Annotated in this window: 14 protein-coding genes; 8 read left to right on the top strand and 6 right to left on the bottom strand. The window is 49.2% G+C overall.

From position 1 onward, the window contains the following. Positions 1-23: 23 nt before the first annotated feature. The 4 genes from KDX31_09705 to KDX31_09690 all read left to right on the top strand — a co-directional run bounded on the left by KDX31_09705 (position 24) and on the right by KDX31_09690 (position 2,996). Positions 24-959 (top strand): tRNA-dihydrouridine synthase, encoded by a 936-nt coding sequence (locus tag KDX31_09705; GenBank protein ID UTW05357.1) that lies wholly within the window; start codon positions 24-26, stop codon positions 957-959. Between the two features lie 190 nt (positions 960-1,149). Then, positions 1,150-1,929, top strand: a complete 780-nt coding sequence (amrB, locus tag KDX31_09700; GenBank protein UTW05235.1) for an AmmeMemoRadiSam system protein B — start codon at positions 1,150-1,152, stop codon at positions 1,927-1,929. Continuing rightward, entirely contained in the window at positions 1,916-2,506 is a 591-nt protein-coding gene (gene amrA, locus KDX31_09695) for an AmmeMemoRadiSam system protein A (GenBank protein UTW05234.1), read from the top strand. Before amrB ends, amrA begins: the two co-directional genes overlap by 14 nt. Next, positions 2,493-2,996, top strand: a complete 504-nt coding sequence (locus KDX31_09690; GenBank protein UTW05233.1) for an O-acetyl-ADP-ribose deacetylase — start codon at positions 2,493-2,495, stop codon at positions 2,994-2,996. The genes amrA and KDX31_09690 overlap by 14 nt, the downstream gene beginning before the upstream one ends. A 96-nt stretch (positions 2,997-3,092) precedes the next feature. Here KDX31_09690 and KDX31_09685 read toward each other — a convergent pair whose 3' ends face one another. The 4 genes from KDX31_09685 to hpaA form a co-directional block, all read right to left on the bottom strand. Then, positions 3,093-3,512 (bottom strand): Hsp20 family protein, encoded by a 420-nt coding sequence (locus KDX31_09685; protein UTW05232.1) that lies wholly within the window; start codon positions 3,510-3,512, stop codon positions 3,093-3,095. A 168-nt stretch (positions 3,513-3,680) separates the two neighbouring features. Beyond that, positions 3,681-4,088 carry a DUF2185 domain-containing protein gene (locus KDX31_09680; protein UTW05231.1) on the bottom strand — a complete coding sequence of 136 codons (408 nt, stop codon included), beginning with the start codon at positions 4,086-4,088 and terminating at the stop codon, positions 3,681-3,683. 189 nt (positions 4,089-4,277) lie between these two features. Beyond that, complete coding sequence (locus KDX31_09675; protein UTW05230.1) at positions 4,278-5,222, bottom strand: flavin reductase; 945 nt, start codon at positions 5,220-5,222, stop codon at positions 4,278-4,280. A 219-nt stretch (positions 5,223-5,441) separates the two neighbouring features. Next, positions 5,442-6,368, bottom strand: a complete 927-nt coding sequence (hpaA, locus tag KDX31_09670; GenBank protein UTW05229.1) for a 4-hydroxyphenylacetate catabolism regulatory protein HpaA — start codon at positions 6,366-6,368, stop codon at positions 5,442-5,444. A 385-nt stretch (positions 6,369-6,753) separates the two neighbouring features. Between hpaA and KDX31_09665 the strand changes: the two genes are divergently transcribed. Together KDX31_09665 and KDX31_09660 are read left to right on the top strand one after the other, a co-directional pair. Beyond that, complete coding sequence (locus KDX31_09665; protein UTW05228.1) at positions 6,754-7,929, top strand: flavin-dependent monooxygenase; 1,176 nt, start codon at positions 6,754-6,756, stop codon at positions 7,927-7,929. A 165-nt stretch (positions 7,930-8,094) separates the two neighbouring features. Beyond that, entirely contained in the window at positions 8,095-8,949 is an 855-nt protein-coding gene (locus KDX31_09660; protein ID UTW05227.1) for a serine protein kinase RIO, read from the top strand. Positions 8,950-9,059: 110 nt separating this feature from the next. On the opposite strand, the gene acnA is transcribed toward KDX31_09660, so the two are convergent. Continuing rightward, positions 9,060-11,777, bottom strand: a complete 2,718-nt coding sequence (gene acnA, locus KDX31_09655; protein UTW05226.1) for an aconitate hydratase AcnA — start codon at positions 11,775-11,777, stop codon at positions 9,060-9,062. An 877-nt stretch (positions 11,778-12,654) separates the two neighbouring features. Here acnA and KDX31_09650 point away from each other — a divergent pair. Further along, a complete protein-coding gene (locus KDX31_09650; GenBank protein UTW05225.1) occupies positions 12,655-15,450 on the top strand; it encodes a bifunctional aconitate hydratase 2/2-methylisocitrate dehydratase in 2,796 nt (931 codons plus the stop codon). Between the two features lie 803 nt (positions 15,451-16,253). On the opposite strand, the gene acnB is transcribed toward KDX31_09650, so the two are convergent. Next, positions 16,254-18,848 carry a bifunctional aconitate hydratase 2/2-methylisocitrate dehydratase gene (gene acnB, locus KDX31_09645; GenBank protein ID UTW05224.1) on the bottom strand — a complete coding sequence of 865 codons (2,595 nt, stop codon included), beginning with the start codon at positions 18,846-18,848 and terminating at the stop codon, positions 16,254-16,256. A gap of 426 nt (positions 18,849-19,274) precedes the next feature. On the opposite strand from acnB, the gene KDX31_09640 reads away from it, so the two are divergent. Next, complete coding sequence (locus KDX31_09640) at positions 19,275-19,727, top strand: hypothetical protein (protein ID UTW05223.1); 453 nt, start codon at positions 19,275-19,277, stop codon at positions 19,725-19,727. Positions 19,728-19,758: the final 31 nt, after the last annotated feature.

Genomic DNA, 19,758 nt, shown 5'->3' with positions numbered 1-19,758 from the left:
GATTGAAGATAGTACTTGCTCCAATGGAGGGTGTTGTTGATGCACCGATGCGGGAGATACTCACCCGTATCGGCGGAATCGATCAGTGTGTTACGGAGTTTGTCCGTGTATCTGAGCGGGTATTGCCGGCGAAAGTGTTTCGTAAAATCAGCCCCGAACTATTTAATAACAGCTATACAAGTTCCGGTACTCCGGTGATATTGCAGCTGCTGGGCAGTGATCCTCAGGTTGTTGCTGGGAATGCCCGCAAGGCGGTCAGTATAGGCGCCAGGGGGATCGATCTGAACTTTGGCTGTCCGGCGAGAACGGTCAATAAGAGCAGGGGCGGGGCGATTCTGCTGAATGAGCCTGAGCTGGTACATAAAATAGTCTGGTGGGTTCGTCAGGCGGTGCCTGATCATATCCCGGTAACCGCGAAGATGCGTTTAGGTTTCCACGACAAATCACTTGCTTTGGATAATGCCGCCGCGATTGCCGATGCAGGAGCCTGTGGGCTGACGGTTCATGCCCGGACCAAAGAGGAGGGTTACCGGCCTCCGGCGCACTGGGAGTGGATTGCCCGTATCAGAGAGCATGTTGCTGTGCCGGTTACCGCTAATGGTGAGGTGTGGAACTGGCAGGATTATCAGCGCTGCCGTCAGGTGAGTGGCTGTGAAGATGTGATGATCGGTCGGGGATTGGTGGCCGCGCCGGATCTTGGGTTGCGGATTAAAGCCCTGCAGCGGGGTGATGATCCTGATCATCTGAGCTGGCCTGAGATGCTGCTTCTTCTGCAGCAGTTTCTGGAGATGGTGGAGCAGCAACTGGCACCCAAATATGTTCATGGGCGGGTGAAGCAGTGGCTGAAGATGATGTCCCGGGAGTATTCCGAGGCGATGCCGATGCTGCAACAGATGCGCACCCTGAAGCAGGTAGCCGAGGTACGACAGTTTCTGCATGAGTATTCATCACAGTTCTGATACTGAACGCTTTGTCATCGCTGCAGTGTCTTCGCTGTGAGCATTTTAGCTGAATCTGACAGGCTGTCTTCTACCTCTGAGCTCTCCGGCCAGAACTCAAACCGGCAGGCCTGATGTGCTGGCAGATCTCATTGGATTGATGGCCTATACTTAGAATGTTGTTGTGTTTGATATCTAAGGGGCTGTTTGTATGAGAATTAAGCAATCTGCTGTGGCGGGTATATTTTATCCGGATAATGCTGATGAGCTTGCTTTGATTGTCAGTCAGCTGTTGGCGAAAAATCCGCAACAAGGTTGTATGCCTGTCGCTATTCAGGTTCCCCATGCGGGCCTGATCTATTCCGGTGGTATTGCTGCCAGGGCGTATAACAGAATCCGCCGCTATCTTAACTCAATCAGTCGAATCGTGATTTTGGGGCCCGCTCACAGAGTTCCTCTTCAGGGGATGGCGGTGATGGATGCGGGGCTTTGGCAAACGCCGCTGGGGCAGGTTCAGTTAGACAACGTGTTGACTGATGCGCTGATCAGCGAGGGGCGGGTCAGTGTCAATGATATGGCCCATGCTCAGGAGCACTGTCTGGAGGTTCAGTTGCCATTCTTACAGGTGCTGGACGGCGAATGCCGTGTTTTACCGGTGTTAGTCGGTCAGACTCCGCTATCCAGTGTGTCTGCTCTGATTGGTAGGGTGCTCAAAGAACCGGGTGTTCTGGTGGTTATCAGCAGTGATCTGAGTCATTTTCACAGTTACAGTGAAGCGAATCTGATAGATCGGGCAACGCTGCAGCAGATAAACAGTCTGAACGTGGAAATTACACCGCAGCAGGCGTGCGGCTGTTATGCCCTCAATGGTTTATTGGCGTATGCGTCGGACCATGGTCTTAAGGCAGAAAACCTCGGGTACTGTAACTCAGGTGACACCGCTGGTGATAAGAGTAGTGTTGTGGGGTATTCATCCTATGCATTCTATTGAGCGTTATAGTAAGTCTGAGCAGCGCCTGCTGCTGGATCTGGCTCGGGATGCCGTTGCCTGTGGGGTACAGGGGCTCAAGCCAGAGCGCCCGGTCGGAGTTTCTGTTCCCGCTGCGCTTGAGAAGCAACGAGCCTGCTTTGTGACGCTTAAAATCAATGGCCATCTGCGCGGGTGTATCGGTAACCTGGAGGCGAACTGCTCTCTGGCAGATGCGGTTCTGAATAACAGTTATCTGGCGGCATTTCGTGATCAGCGTTTTGATCCGGTGAGTGCTGCGGAGCTGGATCAGCTTGAATATGAGATCTCGGTGCTGACGCCGCTGGTGCCACTGCCTGTTAGTAGTGAGTCAGATCTGCTGACAAAGATTCGTCCCTTTGTTGATGGTCTGGTGTTTGAAGCAGAGGGGCGGCGGGCAACGTTTCTGCCTTCAGTTTGGGATCAACTCAGGCAGCCAAAGCAGTTTTTGCGCCAGTTACGTCTGAAAGCAGGGTTGGCACCGGACTACTGGAGCGACGCTGTGAAATGCTGGACCTATCAGGCAATTAAGATTGGGGAAGCCGCCAGTGATCCGGGTTGAAACGGGTGATATTACCAGGCTTAAAGTCGATGCGATTGTGAATGCCGCCAATAGCGCTCTGCTCGGTGGTGGTGGGGTTGATGGTGCAATTCATCGGGCTGCCGGTCCGGATTTGCTGGCGGAGTGTCGAACAATTAAGGGGTGTCCTACCGGAGAGGCTCGATTGACACGGGGGTATAGGCTCCCGGCAAGCTATGTGATTCATACGGTGGGACCTGTCTGGCAGGGCGGGGGAAGAGGAGAGTCCCGGTTGCTGGAGTCGTGCTATCGCGAATGTATGAAGCTTTGTCCGGCTAAAGGGATTCAGCGTATCGCTTTTCCTGCCATCAGCTGTGGTATTTATGGATATCCAAAGCCCGAGGCTGTAGCGATAGCGGTCAACACCGTTTCCGCTTTGTATCAGACTTATGGGCTGGAAGAGGTGATCTTTTGCTGCTTTGATGAAGCGATGGCTGCTCTCTATCGGGCAGCGATCAGTATTAAGAAGTAGTGCCTGATTGCATAGGTCAGATTGAAATAAAAACAGGGAGTGATCGGCTCCCTGTTTCTCTGTTATCAGCGACCGTTGCGCCAGTGGTTAATTTTTTTAATTAATCGTGATAGTACGTGGTTTCATCGCTTCAGGAATTTCCTGTACCAGGTCAACATGCAGTAAGCCATTCTCCATTGAGGCATCGGTCACGCGCACATGGTCTGCAAGCTGGAATTTACGTTCAAACCCCCTGGCTGCGATCCCCTGATGCAGGTATTGGCGTTCAGTTTCTTCGGCTTTTTTGTTGCCGGTAACGGTGAGCATGCCCTGCTCAGTATTGATTGATACTTCAGACTTATCAAAGCCTGCAATTGCCATTGTGATGCGGTAGGCGTGCTCACTGATCAGTTCAATGTTGTAGGGTGGATAGCCGTTCTGGGTCTGTTCATTACGGTTGGCGTTGTCGATCATGGAGGCCAGACGATCAAAGCCAATAGCGGTACGATAGAGTGGAGCCAGGTCAAATTGACGCATAATAATATCCTCATAGAGCAATATGTTTTAAGGTGCCTATCACAATGATCAGGCGGGTAGCGGACCTCTTAAGAGCCTCCGTTAACAACTTTATAAGGACAAAAAAAAGCCTTTCAAGGGAAAGGCTTCAATTTTTTACAGTTGTTTCAGTCATTACTTGAAGGCGATTTAGTGTTTAAACTCATCCACATCGTTGGTGATCTCGACTTCCACCCGGTCGGCGGGAATTTTAAAGTCATAAACCCGTTCCCATCCTTCGGATCCGGGAGTGCGTTCCCATACGGTGCCGGCATTGAATTCCAGCAGCTCGGTAAGGGATGGGTCCAGTCTGATCATCTTTTCTACGGCGACTGGCAGAAGGTTGCTCAATTCGTCTTCAAGAAATTCCGGCGTTTCATAGCCTGTAAATAGCCGCCAACCGGTATCATTCAGGTGAGCGGGTACCGTTTTATACATAAAGCGTACCGGTAGCTTGTCCTCAAAAACCAGCTTCGATACCAGCACCAGAAAGCCATTTTTGGTTTGAGCGGTTTCATCTTCTTTACTTAAAGGATTATCGATATCTTCGAGACTCATAGCTGCTCCGCCCTGGTGGTTTTAAAGGCGGTTATTTTACGCTTTTTTATCGGGGAAGTTTAGAGCTTAGGTGTGATCGATAGCAGGTCGATGAGGTTCGAATATCTTTATCAGGAGAGAGCTAGTTGCCAGCGGGATGGTCGCTGACAACTACAGAGATATAAACCAGTGAAAGGCCAGGCTGAGTATTTAGCCGAGTTTTTCGATAAGTGCTTTCAGGCTGCTTTTAAGTTGTTCCGGATGACCGGCCGGGAGTTGTGAAAGCAGTGCTGACTCTTCTTCGATAGCCAGTGCCCTCAGTTTTGCTGCAATATCAGCGCCTTTGGCTGTGACTTTCAGGGTCTCGCTGTCAGCATACTCAACTAATCCTTTCTCCATCATCCAGTCTGCCGTCTGACGCAGGGCGATTTCAGGTTGCATTACCATGCCTGACAGGTCCTTGATGCTGATGGCTGGACAGCTGACCATGCGGGCCAGAATGCGCCACTCTTCAGGGGTAACATCGCATTTGCTCTGTAATTTAGGGTATAGCTGTGAGCTGAGGCCCTGGTAAACAGTGCGTAACAGGTAAAGCAGGTAGTCGCCTATAAAATCGCCATTCTGGGTGTCGTTGTCGCACGGTGCCGATGACTTAATCATCTCCGGGTGCTGTGCAGAAACGGCGTAACTTCCACGGGCAAATACCAGAGGCTCAATGCTGTCGTTATAGCGGTATTTAAGCACTTCACCCACCAGAATAAGGTGGTCGCCACCCTCATAAACAGCCCAGGTCTTGCATTCAAACTGAGCGGCAAACTCGGTAAGTAGTGGGGCATTGCCTAAGCCGCTACTGTAATCGATGTTGGCAAATTTATCCTGGCCGCGGCTGGCAAAGTTATTGGAGGTCGCAACCTGATCACGTCCGAGAATATTGACGGCAAAATGTTCAGCCTTTTCAAATGCTGCCAGGCTATGGGCACCCTTATCGATACTCCATAAAACCAGCGTCGGATCGAGAGATACTGAGTTGAAACTGCTTGCCGTAACGCCAACCGGGTTGCCTTCAGCATCCAGAGTGGTGATCACCGTTACGCCGGTTGGAAACTGCGAGAGGGCGCGACGAAAATCTTTTGGGTCGAATTCTGTCTGAGACATGGAGGGTCACCTTTTATCAATAGAGTAGCGATGTCATTATTATTGTATCTGCCGTTAATGTCGGCAGGTTAAATATTAATATGTTAATTAATTATAGTGGAAGCGCTATCGGTTGACATACAATTTCCACTGCTTTAATTGTACTTTTCATAAGATATTTATAATGTGTCAATAAATGGTAAATATTATCAGTGGTCCTTAAGTATTTGAAATAAATTGCTAATTTTTTTTGTCTCTGTATTGGCTTGCGGTTATGCCTGCATTTCTACGGAAGAAACGTGCGAAATACGCCGGGTCTTTGAAGCCCAGTTGATAACTTATTTCTGTGATGGGTGAGGAGGAGTATGTCAGCAGACGGCGGGCTTCCTGCATCAGTCGCTCCATAATCAGGCGCTTGGAGGGCAGGCCAGCCAGGCGTCTGCATATCTCATTCAGACGTGCTTCAGTGACGCTGATCATCTCAGAATATCGTGCCAGGGACAGATGCTCATGAAAATGAGCTTCAATCAACTCGTTGAAACGGTGGAATATGCGCACATCTTCTTTACGTATTTTTTGTTTCTGCTGTGTCTGATCTGAGAGTCTGGCAATATCGATCAGCACTAACTGTAACAGTGCTTTGAGTGCCAGCGAATGCTCCATGCTGTTGTGATCGTTTTCATCAGCCATCAGGCTTAACAGGTAGAGCATTCGTTTAGCCGTAGAATCTTGCTCCGGTGACAGAGCGACACAGAGCGGACTGTTCATAACGCCGTTGTTGCCCCAGCGGGTTGGACCCATTCCGCCCATCAGTTCCCAGACCAGTTGTTGTCTCGCTGTAATCACGTGACCGGTAGCATCATTATCGGTCACAAAAGCGTGCGGGATTGTCGGCGGTGTGAGGAAAAACATCGGGCCGTTGACGGTGTAGCTGGTTTCATCAAGGTGCACCCGCACCGTACCATTAAGAATGACATGGATCTGATAAAAGCGGTCGTGGTGATGAACCGGCATATTACGGCCGAAAAAATCCGCCAGTTTCTCGAGTTGCTCATAATGTATCTCAGCATCGATGTAGTGCTGATCGTAAGCTTTACCAATATCTATATTGGGGATATCAGCTGACGGGGTGTTGCTTTGGGCGATCGGGGTTGAGTTGCTGCTCATCTCATCTCTCGTGTCAGTTACGGTCACGATGCCAGAACTTTACCTAATTATAGTTGCTGAAAGTGAACCGGTAATATTGTCGTTGATGTGGGTGTATTTGTACAAGTTCTATCTGCCTCTATTGATAGCTATCGTATTGTATTTTTGTAAAATCGCCATTTCATAGGCTTTGTTCCATGTTTAATGCCCGTGTGTAGTAGGTATATGATTCACATGTTAACAATGAAAAGTGCAAGTTAGCCTGTGAAAGATCCATTTTATTCTGCCGGTATGTCATCAATAATGTATTCATCAATTTGGTAGATGGTTATGAGCTTAGGGTGTCAGTGAATACGGCTCAGAACAGCATCTGTCGCTACAACAATAATGAGAAAGGTAATGAGTAATGGAAAGACCAAATCCAATGCTGGATGAGCTCAAAAAGATTCTACCTGCTATCGCTGCAAATGCTGTTCAGGCAGAGAAAGAGCGTAAAGTGCCGGATGAAAATATCCGTCTGTTGAAATCAATCAAGCTTCATCGCGCATTGCAGCCTAAGGCTTATGGTGGTTTAGAGTTGTCACTACCTGAGGTAACCGATTGCGTCGCGGCGCTTGCGGGTGCCTGTGGTGGTACTGCCTGGGCTTTCAGTTTGCTGATTACCCACAGCCATCAGATGGCGATGTTCTCTAAGCAGGCGCAAGATGAGTTTTGGGGTGAAGATCCGGATGCGGTTGCCAGCAGCTCAATTGCACCTTTCGGTAAAACCGAAGCGTGTGAAGGCGGTGTTATCTTTAACGGAGATATGCGCTGGAGTTCTGGCTGTGACCATGCTCAGTGGGCCATTCTGGGGTTCCTGCGTGATAACAAAGAGACCGGTGAAAAAGACTACTGTTTCGGCGTTGTTCCTGCCAGTGATTATGAGATTGAAGATGACTGGTATTCTGCAGGCATGAAGCCTTCAGGCACCAAGACCCTGAAGATCAAGCCGAATACCTTTATCCCTGAGCACCGTATTGAGCGTGCTAAAGCGATGATGTCCGGTGAGTCTTCAGGTTTTGGTCTGTATCCCGATAGTAAGATCTATTACACCCCGTACCGTCCCTATTTTGCCTGTGGCTTTGCGGCTATGGCGTTGGGTATCGCAGAGCGGATGCTGACGGTTTATACCGAAATGACGAAAAACCGTACCCGTGCGTATACTCTGGCGAGCAGTGGTAAGGAAATTCCACCGCTGATGCGACTGGCTGAGTCAACTCATCAGGTTGCTGCGGCCCGTGCATTTATGGAAAAAACCTGGGATGAGCATAAAGAATTTGGTGAGCAGAAACGCTATCCAACGGATGCAGAGCTGGCTTTCTGGCGTACCAATCAGGCCTATGCAATTAAGATGTGCTGCGAGGCTGTCAATCGCTTGTTTGAGGTTGCCGGTGGCTCTACCTGGATTCATGATAATGAGATTCAGCGTCTGTGGCGTGATTGTAATATGACAGCTGCACATGCCTACACCGATTACGATGTGTGTAAGCAGGTTCTGGGTCGTTCTCTGATGGGGATGGAGCCGGATCCAACCATGGTGTGATTTCACACTTTTTAAAAAGCCCGCGAATTTTGCGGGCTTTTTTTTGTCTGATAATGATTAATATGAGGATCGGATACGGGCTAAAAAAAATCTTAAAAGTGTTAGTATTGCTAACTTAGTTTTGCCACTATCGGCTACAACAGGTTTTTTACAATACAGGTATGCATGAAAGCACCAAAATCTCTTCTGCCACTGATTGATGAAGGTTTGATCGACGAAGTTATTAGCCGGCTCATGAGCGGTAAAGAAGCTGATATCTATATCGTCAGCTGCTCCGGTCAGATTCGTTGCGCCAAGGTTTATAAAGATGCTGTGAAGCGAAGCTTTAAAAATGCCGCGCAATATCAGGAGGGGCGGAAAGTACGCAGTGGGCGCCGTGCCCGGGCGATGGAAAAGAACTCCGCGTATGGCCGCAAGCAGCAGGAAGAGATCTGGCAAAACGCTGAAGTAGATGCGCTGGCCAGGCTGCACCGGGCTGGTGTGCGGGTGCCTGAGACCTTTGGCTGTATCGACGGGGTATTGTTGATGGAGCTGGTGGTTGATGATGCGGGTGATGTGGCCCCCCGCCTGGGTGATGTGCTGCTCACAGAAGAGCAGGCGGTGGAAGATTATGCGCTGATGATGCACTACGTCAAGCTGATGCTGTGTGAGGGCATTGTGCACGGTGATCTGTCAGAATTTAATGTGTTGGTGGATGAGTATGGCCCGGTTATTATTGATCTGCCGCAAGCGGTTGATGCTTCTGCCAATAATAGTGCAAGGTCGATGCTGTTACGTGATGTAAATAATATGACCCGTTACTATTCCCAGTTTGCTCCGCTGCTAAGTCTTTCCCGCTATGGTGAAGAGATGTGGGCGTTGTATGAGGAGGGCGAGCTAAAGCCTGAAACAGAGCTTGCAGGTCTCTATGATGGTGATGCTGATGATGCAAATGTGGATTCAGTGCTGGAGGAGATCAAAGCCGTCATGCAGGAAGAGCGCGAGCGGCAGGAGCGCCTTAAAGAGGCTGAGGAAATTTAATTTGCGTTAAGCAGTCTCAGGCAGGCTGGCTCTCTAGAGGCTGTTGCTGAAACAAAAAAAACCGCCATCAGGCGGTTTTTTTGTCAGTATCTTTCGCTTAAGGTGTTCTGTTATGTATTCAAGGCGATAATATCTCGTAACACCATCGGTAAGATGCCTTTATGACGTATTTGATCCAGCTCTGATGAGGTATCGATACGCGAAAGCAGCTCTATTTGCTGAGATGAGCCATCCGCTCTGTGAATGGTCAGCTCCACAGATCCCCTGGGCTCAAGTGTATTGATACCATTCAAGTCAAAGGTTTCTGAGCCATCCAGATTGAGAGAAGCTCGTGTGACCCCTTGCGGTAATTGCAGCGGTAAAACACCCATTCCCACCAGATTGGATTTGTGAATACGCTCAAAGCTTTCAGCAATAATCGCTCTGACACCCAGTAAAGCAGGCCCTTTTGCGGCCCAATCCCGTGATGATCCGGTGCCATAAAGTTTGCCGCCAAACACGACGGTGGACGTGCCTTCTTCACGGTAACGCGCAGCGGCGTCGTAAATAGACATCTGAGCAGGTTCTCCTTCCGACGGGTGGTAACTCGTTACCGCGCCAGTGGTGCCTGGCAACATCAGGTTTCTGGCTTTACCATTGCCAAAAATACTGCGTAGCATCACGTGGTGGTTGCCCCGGCGTGCCCCAAGCGATGTCAGGTCGTCCTCTGCAACGCCTTGTGAGATCAGGTATTCGCCAGGAGGGGAGTCTGGACGTATACGGCTTACCGGTGAAATATGGTCTGTGGTGGTATTGTCATCACACATCACCAGCATACGTGCCCCTGAGATATTGTTTAACGCGTCTTGCGGTGTTTCCAGTGAGAAGCCGTCGAAGAAAGAGATTTCCTGAATGTAGGTTGAATCTGGATCCCAGTCATAAACGGGGCCGGTAGGCGATGCCAGGTTCTGCCACGTATCGGGACCGTCGAGTGAATTCTCATAGGTTTCCCTGAAGGCTTTCGGATCCATACATTCATGCATGGTCTGAGTGATTTCAGCGTTGCTCGGCCAGATATCCTTAAGGAAAATATCATTTCCTTTTGCATCCTGACCAATGGGCTGAGTGGTCACATCAATATTCACGTTGCCCGCAATGGCCATGGCAACAACCAGAGGGGGTGACATAAGGAAGTTGGTATCAACATCCGGATGCACACGACCTTCAAAGTTCCGGTTACCGGATAAAACAGACGCTGCGATAATATCGTGGTTTTGCAATGCTTCTTCAATGCTCGGGGCCAGGGGGCCAGAATTACCCACGCAGGTTGTACACCCGTAACCGGCGGTATTAAAACCCAGTGCATCCAGATGCTGTTGCAGTCCCGCCTTGGTTAAAAAGTCGGTTGCAACCGGTGACCCCGGTGCCAAAGATGTTTTAACGCCATCAGGTACTTTCATCCCAAGCTCATTCGCTTTCCTGGCAAGCAGGCCAGCGGCAATCAATAGCCCAGGGTTAGATGTATTGGTGCAGGCCGTAATCGCCGCAATGACAATATCACCGTCTTTTAACTCTCTCTCAGGCAGCGGAGCGAAAATACCTGCCTCATCTGCTTTCATTGGCGTCACATTAACGACTTCAGGCTTGCGTTCTCCTTCAGCTGCCGCTTTTCGGAAAACGTTGCCAAGCTCAGCCAGTGGTAACCTGTCCTGAGGCCTTTTAGGGCCTGCCACAGAAGGTTCAACCGTGGCCAGATCAAGTTGAAGAAGATCGGTATAGCGTGGAAGAGGCTGGCCTGGCGTCCAGGCCATATTTTGTGCTTTATAAAATGCGAGTGGCAGATCTCCATCCCTGCCGGTTGCTCTCAGGTACCCTGCTGAGATCTCATCAAATGGGAAGAAACCCATGGTTGCGCCATATTCAGGTGACATATTGGCGATGGTAGCCCGGTCAGGCAGGGACAGGTTGGCACAACCCTCACCAATGTATTCAACAAATTTACCCACAACACCGCCTGGATAGTTTCTCAACATCTCCGTGATTGTCAGTACCAGATCTGTTGCGGTAACACCCTCTCTTAGTGCTCCGGTTAGTTCAACACCAACGACTTCAGGAGCCAGCATCTGCATCGGCTGGCCCAGCATGGAGGCGCCGGCTTCAATGCCGCCAACACCCCAGCCCACAATACCTAAAGCGTTCGCCATTGGCGTATGGCTATCCATACCAATGAGGGTGTCCGGGACCATGAGTCCATTAATGTTGAGATAGCCCTGTGCCAGATACTCCAGGTTAACCTGATGAACAATGCCGGTTTGCGGTGGAATAATTCGGATGGTTTCAAATGCCTGCGCGCCCCATTTCAAAAATGCATAACGCTCTTTATTTCTGGCCGCCTCCAGCTCTCCATTGATTCTGAGAGACGCAGGACTACCGGTATTGTCCATTGTCACCGTGTGATCGATAACCAGATCAGCGCGTACCAAAGGCTCAATTATCGCGGGGTCCATGCCCATCCGCTGAACCGCTGAGCGCATAGCAGCAAAATCCACGATGGCTGGCGTGCCACTCAGGTCGTGCATAATGACGCGACCTGCAGTGAAAGGAATTTCGATCGGCTGTGTGCCCTGATGTTCTGTCCAGCCTCCAAGCGCCTGAACCTGTTCAGCGGTTACGCCGTTCTGGCCAACATTTCGGGCGATACCTTCCAGGATAGGGCGAAGAGAAAAGGGCAGTTCATCAAGCTTTATACCAAATAGTTCGGCGGTATCTGGAAGGCTATGGTAGCGGTATGCTGTTCCGGGCAGTGCTTTAATGGAACGAGATGGATCAAAATCGATAGGACTTGTCATATTTTATACCTCAAGCAGATGGGACGTTTCTGAACCTATAACCTTTTACGCACGAGCCTCCGGTCATTGTTGGAACTGCTCGATCTCCTTGTTAGTTATATATTCAGCCGTCAAACGAACCGCTATTACCTGCAACATGAATTGTTACTTTGTTATAATTGTCGACAATGTTAGCCAAGTAGTGTCTTAAATCAAGGCTGTTGGCGTTGTTTTTGTCTAAATTACATACAATCTACGACTATTTGCTAGTGCATATAGACATTTTTGAAAGTTTTTGAAGGGGGGGGCGGCTAGTTAATGCAATACAGAATGACTGTGGTGCTAGTTAATTGAGTGAATATTGAATGAATGAAGGATCAGGGGCTGAATAAGCATAGTGAAACCAAAGTGGCTGCTAAGTTAAAGTCAATGAGAGGAGAGGTCGCATGGATGGCGATCGCCAGTAAATTCTATGCATTTATGATACGACTATGCTCTTCTCGTTACTGCTCGCAGGTTCCATACCCTCTTGAAGTCACCAAGAATCCAGGTACGATTCATGGTGTTTGACAGATCGATTAAATCACTATAGACACGAGAGTCAGCCAACTGTGTAATAAAAACGATTGACCCACCTTGGCCAACCCTGAAAATTAAGCATCCATCCTGAATGATTATTATTTTTCAGCAAAGGAACTGTCCTACCATATTTGTAAAAACATGTATACCTACAACCAATGTATAGCATCTGAAACACTTTGATTTTGCTAGTATTTATTTTATGTATATCGACTATAAGCTTAATGTAAATTGTTTTCATTGAGCTGTTTGTCGCTTTTTCCTTATAATCTGTTACCGATTCATAATTAGAATTAACTGAGACGAGACGCTTTACGCTATGAGTTACTATTCTGACTACCTAGAAGAAATAGAGGTTCGCAAAAAGGACCTTGGCCTGAATCCAAAACCGATTGATAGCGCTGAGCTACTGTCTGAAATTATTGCCCAGATCAAAGACGCAGGTAATGAGCATCGCGAAGCATCTTTGAACTTCTTCATTTACAACACTCTTCCGGGTACTACTCCTGCGGCTGTCGTTAAAGCGGCATTCCTGAAAGAGATCGCTCTGGGTAAAGAAACGGTTGCAGAGATTTCTGCTGAGTTTGCGCTCGAGCAGCTATCTCATATGAAAGGCGGCCCTTCTGTTGAAGCTCTGCTGGATATAGCTCTGTCTGATGATGCACAGGCTGCTGCAGCGGGTGAAGTTCTGAAGTCTCAGGTATTCCTGTACGACGCAGACTACGCACGTCTGGCTGATGCTTTTAAAGCGGGCAACGCCATCGCTAAAGATATCCTTGAAAGCTACTCAAAGGCTGAGTTCTTCACCAAGCTGGATGATATTCCAGAGAAGATCAAAGTTATTACCTACATTGCTGCTGAGGGTGATATTTCCACTGACTTACTGTCTCCGGGCAATCAATCTCACTCGCGTGCTGACCGTGAACTGCACGGCCTGTGCATGATCTCGCCAGAAGCTCAGCAGGAAATCGCTGAGATGGGCAAGCAAAACCCAGATGCTAAAGTGATGCTGATCGCTGAAAAAGGCACCATGGGTGTAGGCTCTTCCCGTATGTCTGGTGTTAACAACGTGGCGCTTTGGGCGGGTGAAAAAACGTCTCCATACATCCCTTTCATCAACAACCGTCCGGTCGTTGCAGGTACTAATGGTATCGCTCCTATCTTCCTGACGACTGTTGGTGTAACCGGCGGTATCGGTCTGGACCTGAAAAACTGGGTTAAGAAAACCGACGCAAATGGTGAAGTTGTTCGTAACGCAAACGGCGATCCAGTACTGGAAGAAGTATACTCAGTTGCTACCGGTACCGTTCTGACCATTGATACTAAAGCTAAGAAACTCTACAACGGCGACCAGGAACTGGCTGATATATCTGATGCTTTCACGCCACAAAAAGTGGAATTCATGAAAGCTGGCGGTTCTTACGCGGTAACCTTCGGTAAGAAGCTGCAAACGTTCGCGGCTGAAACTCTGGGCGTTGAAGCGCCTGCAGTGTACGCACAGTCCAAAGAGATCTCTATCGAAGGTCAGGGCCTGACAGCTGTTGAGAAGATTTTCAACCGCAACGCAGTGGGTGTTACTTCTAAGACTCCTCTGCACACAGGTTCTGACGTTCGTGTTAAAGTGAACATCGTAGGTTCTCAGGACACTACCGGTCCTATGACCTGTCAGGAACTGGAAGCCATGGCTGCTTCTACTATCTCTACAAGCGTTGATGGTGCTTTCCAATCTGGTTGTCACACAGCCTCTGTATGGGATAACAAAGCTAAGGCAAACACGCCTAAGCTGATGGCGTTCATGAACGCGTTCGGCGTCATCACAGCCCGTGACCCGAAACACGTTTATCATTCAATGACTGACGTAATTCACAAGGTACTGAACGACATTACCGTTGACGACCGCGCAATCATCATCGGTGGTGACTCTCACACCCGTATGTCTAAAGGTGTCGCGTTCGGTGCTGACTCCGGTACTGTTGCGATCGCACTGGCGACGGGTGAGTCCGCCATGCCAATCCCAGAGTCTGTGAAAGTAACCTTTAAAGGTTCTATGAAGCCTCACATGGACTTCCGTGACATCGTACACGCGACTCAAGCACAAATGCTGAAGAAGTTCGGTGGCGAAAACGTATTCCAGGGTCGTGTAATCGAAGTACAAATCGGTACACTGCTGGCTGATCAGGCCTTCACCTTCACTGACTGGACTGCAGAAATGAAAGCGAAAGCTTCTATCTGTATTTCTACTGACGATACCCTGATCCAGTCTCTGGAACTGGCTAAGTCCCGTATCCAGATCATGATCAACAAAGGTATGGAAAACGAAGCGGGTATGTTGCAAGGTCTGATCGACCTGGCTGACAAGCGTATCGCTGAAGTGAAATCCGGCGAAGCGCCTGCTCTGGCTCCTGACGACAACGCTAAGTACTACGCTGAGCTTGTCGTTGACCTGGACGTAATCGATGAGCCAATGATTGCTGACCCAGACGTCAACAACGACGACATCTCTAAGCGTTACACCCACGATGTGATCCGTCCTGCTTCATACTACGATGGCCGTAAGGTAGACCTGGGCTTCGTTGGTTCTTGTATGGTTCACAAAGGTGATATGCAGATCATCGCTGCGATGCTACGAAACCTGGAGAAGAAAGGTCCTATCACCTTTAAAGCGCCACTGGTGGTTGCGCCACCTACCTATAACATCGTTGACGAGCTGAAAGCTGAAGGCGACTGGGAACTGCTGGAGAAATTCGCCGGCTTCGAATTCTCTGATGAGAATCCAAAAGAAGAAGCGCGTACCAAGTACGAAAACATTATGTACCTGGAGCGCCCTGGATGTAACCTGTGTATGGGTAACCAGGAAAAAGCAGAAGCGGGTGACACCGTACTGGCCACTTCTACCCGTTTGTTCCAGGGCCGTGTTGTAGAAGATACTGCAGAGAAGAAAGGTGAGTCTCTGCTGGGCTCTACGCCAATGGTTGTGCTGTCTTGCATTCTGGGTCGCTTCCCGACTCTGGAAGAGTACAAAGAATCGGTTGAAGGTATCAACCTGACGTCTTTTGCTCCACCTAGCGCAGACTTGAGCGTAGCACATACAGCTATCCCGGCTGCACGTATTTAATCACTGATAATGTGACTAACAAAAAGCCCTGATCATTCAGGGCTTTTTTATGTTTGCGGTTTGGTTTTTCATGCTGATCCAGGGTGATCAGAGTTTCGTTAGCCGAGCTTTTCGCCAAGCGTACCCCTGCATGAACACTATTCCAGTCGTCGCCCTGTGCCTGATGCGGGTTATGTACCAGTTATTACTATTACCTGCACAGCAATAGTCTGGCAGACTGCTTTACAGCTAATGTCGGATCAATCTCTGGCAAATACCAAAGCCGCTTCACGGGTCTCTCTTCGGATAACGTTGTATGTCAGTAGTATGCCCCACACCTCCTGACAGATCAGCTCAACCTTGTTATTGCGTAGGGTAATGCCATTGTTCTGCAGCTCTCCAGATATGGAAATCTCTGCAAAGCGATCTTTTGTGGGCGGTAAAAGCCTGAACTCTTGGCGTTGCAGGATACAGCCCCACAACCGGCGGGCGGAGACCTGGATACTTGACGCTGAACAGCAGAAGGAAATGATTTACCACAGTACCCAAAGGGCATGCTAAGTGCACAGAGGACGCGAAGAAACGCTATTTATAAGGTTCTCTCTGTGCTCTCCGTGTCCTCTGTGGTGAGTTTCTTTTAGGCTGTTGTATCGCTCCACAGAATATCAAATATGCTGACATCCTTTGCCGATAAAGCGCGATGAACCTAAAAAAAATCCGACGTTGCTATCAACATCGGATTTTCTATCAAGCCCTTCTATAGCTTAAATGCTTAAGTGAGCAGCATTGCACCAACAGGCCGGTTTTATCAGGCTATTTAACGGTTAGCCAGAAGCGATAACGTTTGATGCTTTGTCGATGTAAGAATCGATCTGATCGAAGTTCAGGTAACGATAAACATCGGCAGACATGCTGTCGATCTTAGTCGCGTAATCCATGTACTCCTGGACAGTCGGGATCTTACCCAGCAGTGCAGCAACTGCCGCCAGTTCTGCAGAAGACAGGTATACGTTAGCACCTGTACCCAAACGGTTAGGGAAGTTACGGGTAGAAGTAGAAACAACGGTAGACTTGTCAGCTACGCGTGCCTGGTTACCCATACACAGAGAACAGCCTGGCATCTCAATACGTGCACCCGCTTTACCAAAGATGTTGTAGTAACCTTCTTCGGTCAGCTGAGCTGCATCCATCTTGGTTGGTGGTGCAATCCACATACGGGTTGGGATAGATGCGCCAGACGCTTCCAGCAGCTTACCTGCAGCACGGAAGTGACCGATGTTGGTCATGCAGGAACCAATGAACACCTCGTCAATGTGAGTGCCGGCAACTTCAGACAGCAGCTTAACGTCATCAGGATCGTTAGGGCAGGCCAGGATTGGCTCTTTAACATCGTTCAGATCGATTTCGATAACAGCTGCATAATCTGCATCAGCATCGCCTTCCATTAGTTCGGGATTGGCCAGCCACTCTTCCATGCCCTTGATGCGACGCTCAATAGTGCGAGGGTCGCCGTAGCCTTCTGAGATCATCCACTTAAGCATGGTGATATTTGAGCTCAGGTATTCTTTGATCGGTGCTTCGTCCAGCTTGATGGAACAAGCAGCAGCAGAACGTTCAGCAGCAGAGTCAGACAGTTCAAATGCCTGCTCCACTTTAAGGTCTGGCAGACCTTCAATTTCAAGAATACGGCCGGAGAAGATGTTCTTCTTACCCGCTTTAGCAACAGTCAGGAGACCCTGCTTGATAGCGTAGTAAGGAATTGCGTTAACCAGGTCTCGCAGGGTAATACCAGGTTGCAGTTTAGTGCCCTTGAAGCGAACCAGAACAGATTCAGGCATATCCAGAGGCATAACCCCGGTTGCAGCCGCGAACGCCACCAGCCCCGAACCTGCAGGGAATGAGATGCCGATCGGGAAACGGGTGTGAGAATCACCACCGGTACCTACGGTATCGGGCAGAAGCATGCGGTTCAGCCAGGAGTGGATTACACCGTCACCAGGACGCAGGGAAACACCGCCGCGGTTCATGATGAAGTCTGGCAGGGTGTGGTGAGTCTGAACGTCAACAGGCTTAGGATAGGCGGCGGTGTGACAGAAAGACTGCATGGTCAGATCTGCAGAGAAACCCAGGCATGCAAGGTCTTTCAGTTCGTCACGGGTCATCGGACCAGTCGTATCCTGAGAGCCTACAGTGGTCATTTTCGGTTCACAGTATGTCCCCGGGCGAACGCCTTCGACGCCACAGGCTTTACCAACCATTTTCTGAGCCAGGGAGTAGCCTTTGCCGGTATCGACTGGCTGTTCTGGCTTGCGGAACAGGTCAGCAGGGGCCAGGTTCAGTGCTTCACGGGCACGATCAGTCAGGCCACGACCGATGATCAGAGGGATACGGCCGCCAGCACGCACCTCGTCCAGCAGTACCTGAGTTTTCAGACCGAATTCGCAAAGCGTTTCACCCGTTTCTGCGTTAACTGCCTTTCCTTCATACGGGTAGATGTCGACTACATCGCCCATGTTCATCTTGTCTACATCCATTTCGATCGGCAGGGCGCCAGCATCTTCCATGGTGTTGAAGAAGATAGGCGCGATCTTGCTACCGAAGCAGTAACCACCAGCACGCTTGTTGGGTACGTTCGGGATATCATCACCGAAGAACCACAGTACTGAGTTGGTTGCAGATTTACGGGAAGAGCCGGTACCGACAACGTCACCAACATAAGCCACGGGGTGGCCTTTGGCTTTAACTTCTTCAATCTGTTTCAGTGGGCCAACTGAACCTGGTTTAACAGGCTCAATCCCTTCACGCTCCATTTTAAGCATGGCGTTTGCGTGTAGTGGGATATCAGGGCGGGTGAATGCATCGGGAGCCGGAGACAGGTCGTCAGTGTTGGTTTCGCCGGGTACTTTAAAGACAGTAACGGTGATCTTTTCAGGCAACTCAGGTTTTGAGGTGAACCACTCACCGGCAGCCCATGATTCCAGTACCTGTTGAGCGAAAACGTTGCCTGCGTCGGCTTTTTCTTTAACGTCATGGAATGCGTCAAACACCAGCAGGGTGTGAGACAGAGCTTTCACTGCAGTCGGAGCCAGTTCGTCTTTATCCAGCGCGGCGATCAGTGGCTGGATGTTGTAGCCACCCAGCATAGTCCCGAGCAGTTGAACGGCTTTAACTTTGTCAATCAGTGGCGATTCAGCTTCACCTTTGGCGATTGCAGCGAGGAATCCGGCCTTAACATAAGCCGCCTGGTCAACGCCGGCTGGTACTCGGTTTTCCAACAGGTCCAGGATAAATGCTTCTTCGCCAACAGGTGGGTTTTTCAGTAATTCAACCAGTGCTGCAGTCTGATCTGCATCCAGTGGTTTTGCTGGTACGCCTTCTTGGGCGCGTTCTTCTAGATGTTTACGGTAAGCTTCAAGCACGATATACCCCTCATCTGTTATCTCTGTCAGACAACGCCGGTATGCGACTGTCTGACAGTCGGACGGTATAATCAAATACCGATCTTGAATTAGCGTGTGAATTTTAGCCTATATGCACTCTAAAGTTAAGATTTGTAGGATGTTTTACCGTTAGTACTCTCGGTTTAGGGATAGTGGTTAATTGGCTAAGTTAATGTAATTATAGTCAATTTAGATGATTAAAATGACGTGATGCAGATCAACGTTATCTCTTGTGCCTGACAAAAGTCTATGTCATTTATGTATGATGCCGCTTTAATCACTAAAATGTGTAGTCAATGATTACCCAAACGCTTGTATTTATATTAACGTTAGTTACTAATTGATCCGGTTGAGTAAAAATCCACATAGCGGATGTGTTATATCTAAGTAGCAGAGGGCGGACTTGTGAATTCACCAATTTGGGCTGCAGTTTCCGGCTGGGAGCTGAATGCTGAGCTTGAAGGGCTAAATGCGCTGAACATTGAGACTCTTTTCACTGCCTTAGAGGGCAAGGAGCTCATCTATGACGGACCGCACAAGTCTGTTTTGTTGCATCATCTAGGTCGTTTAGTTGCATCCCGCCCAAATAATCTGCGTAGTCAGGTGCAGCGGGTATATCTCTCTATTTTATGCCATGACGAAGCTGAGCTGACCGGAGCCCTGCTTGATCTTTATCTGACCCTTGATGGAAAAGGTCTGGCGCTGCGTAAAAGGCTTTTGGAGCAGGGCGCTGAACTGATAAGAGAAGAGGACCTTCAATTGTTTAATGCAACGCTGGTAGATGGAGATAACCACCGACTGTTGCAGTTAAGTAAGCAGAAATCAGTGCTGTGCAACGGTAACTTTTCACTACATTAATGCGTATTTTAAATTTCTCACTATAACGGGG

The sequence above is a fragment of the Amphritea atlantica genome (genome assembly GCA_024397875.1).
GTDB classification, from domain to species: Bacteria; Pseudomonadota; Gammaproteobacteria; order Pseudomonadales; family Balneatricaceae; genus Amphritea; species Amphritea atlantica_B.
The sequence above is the reverse complement of the archived record's forward strand: the minus strand, read 5'-3'. Positions and strand labels throughout refer to the sequence as shown.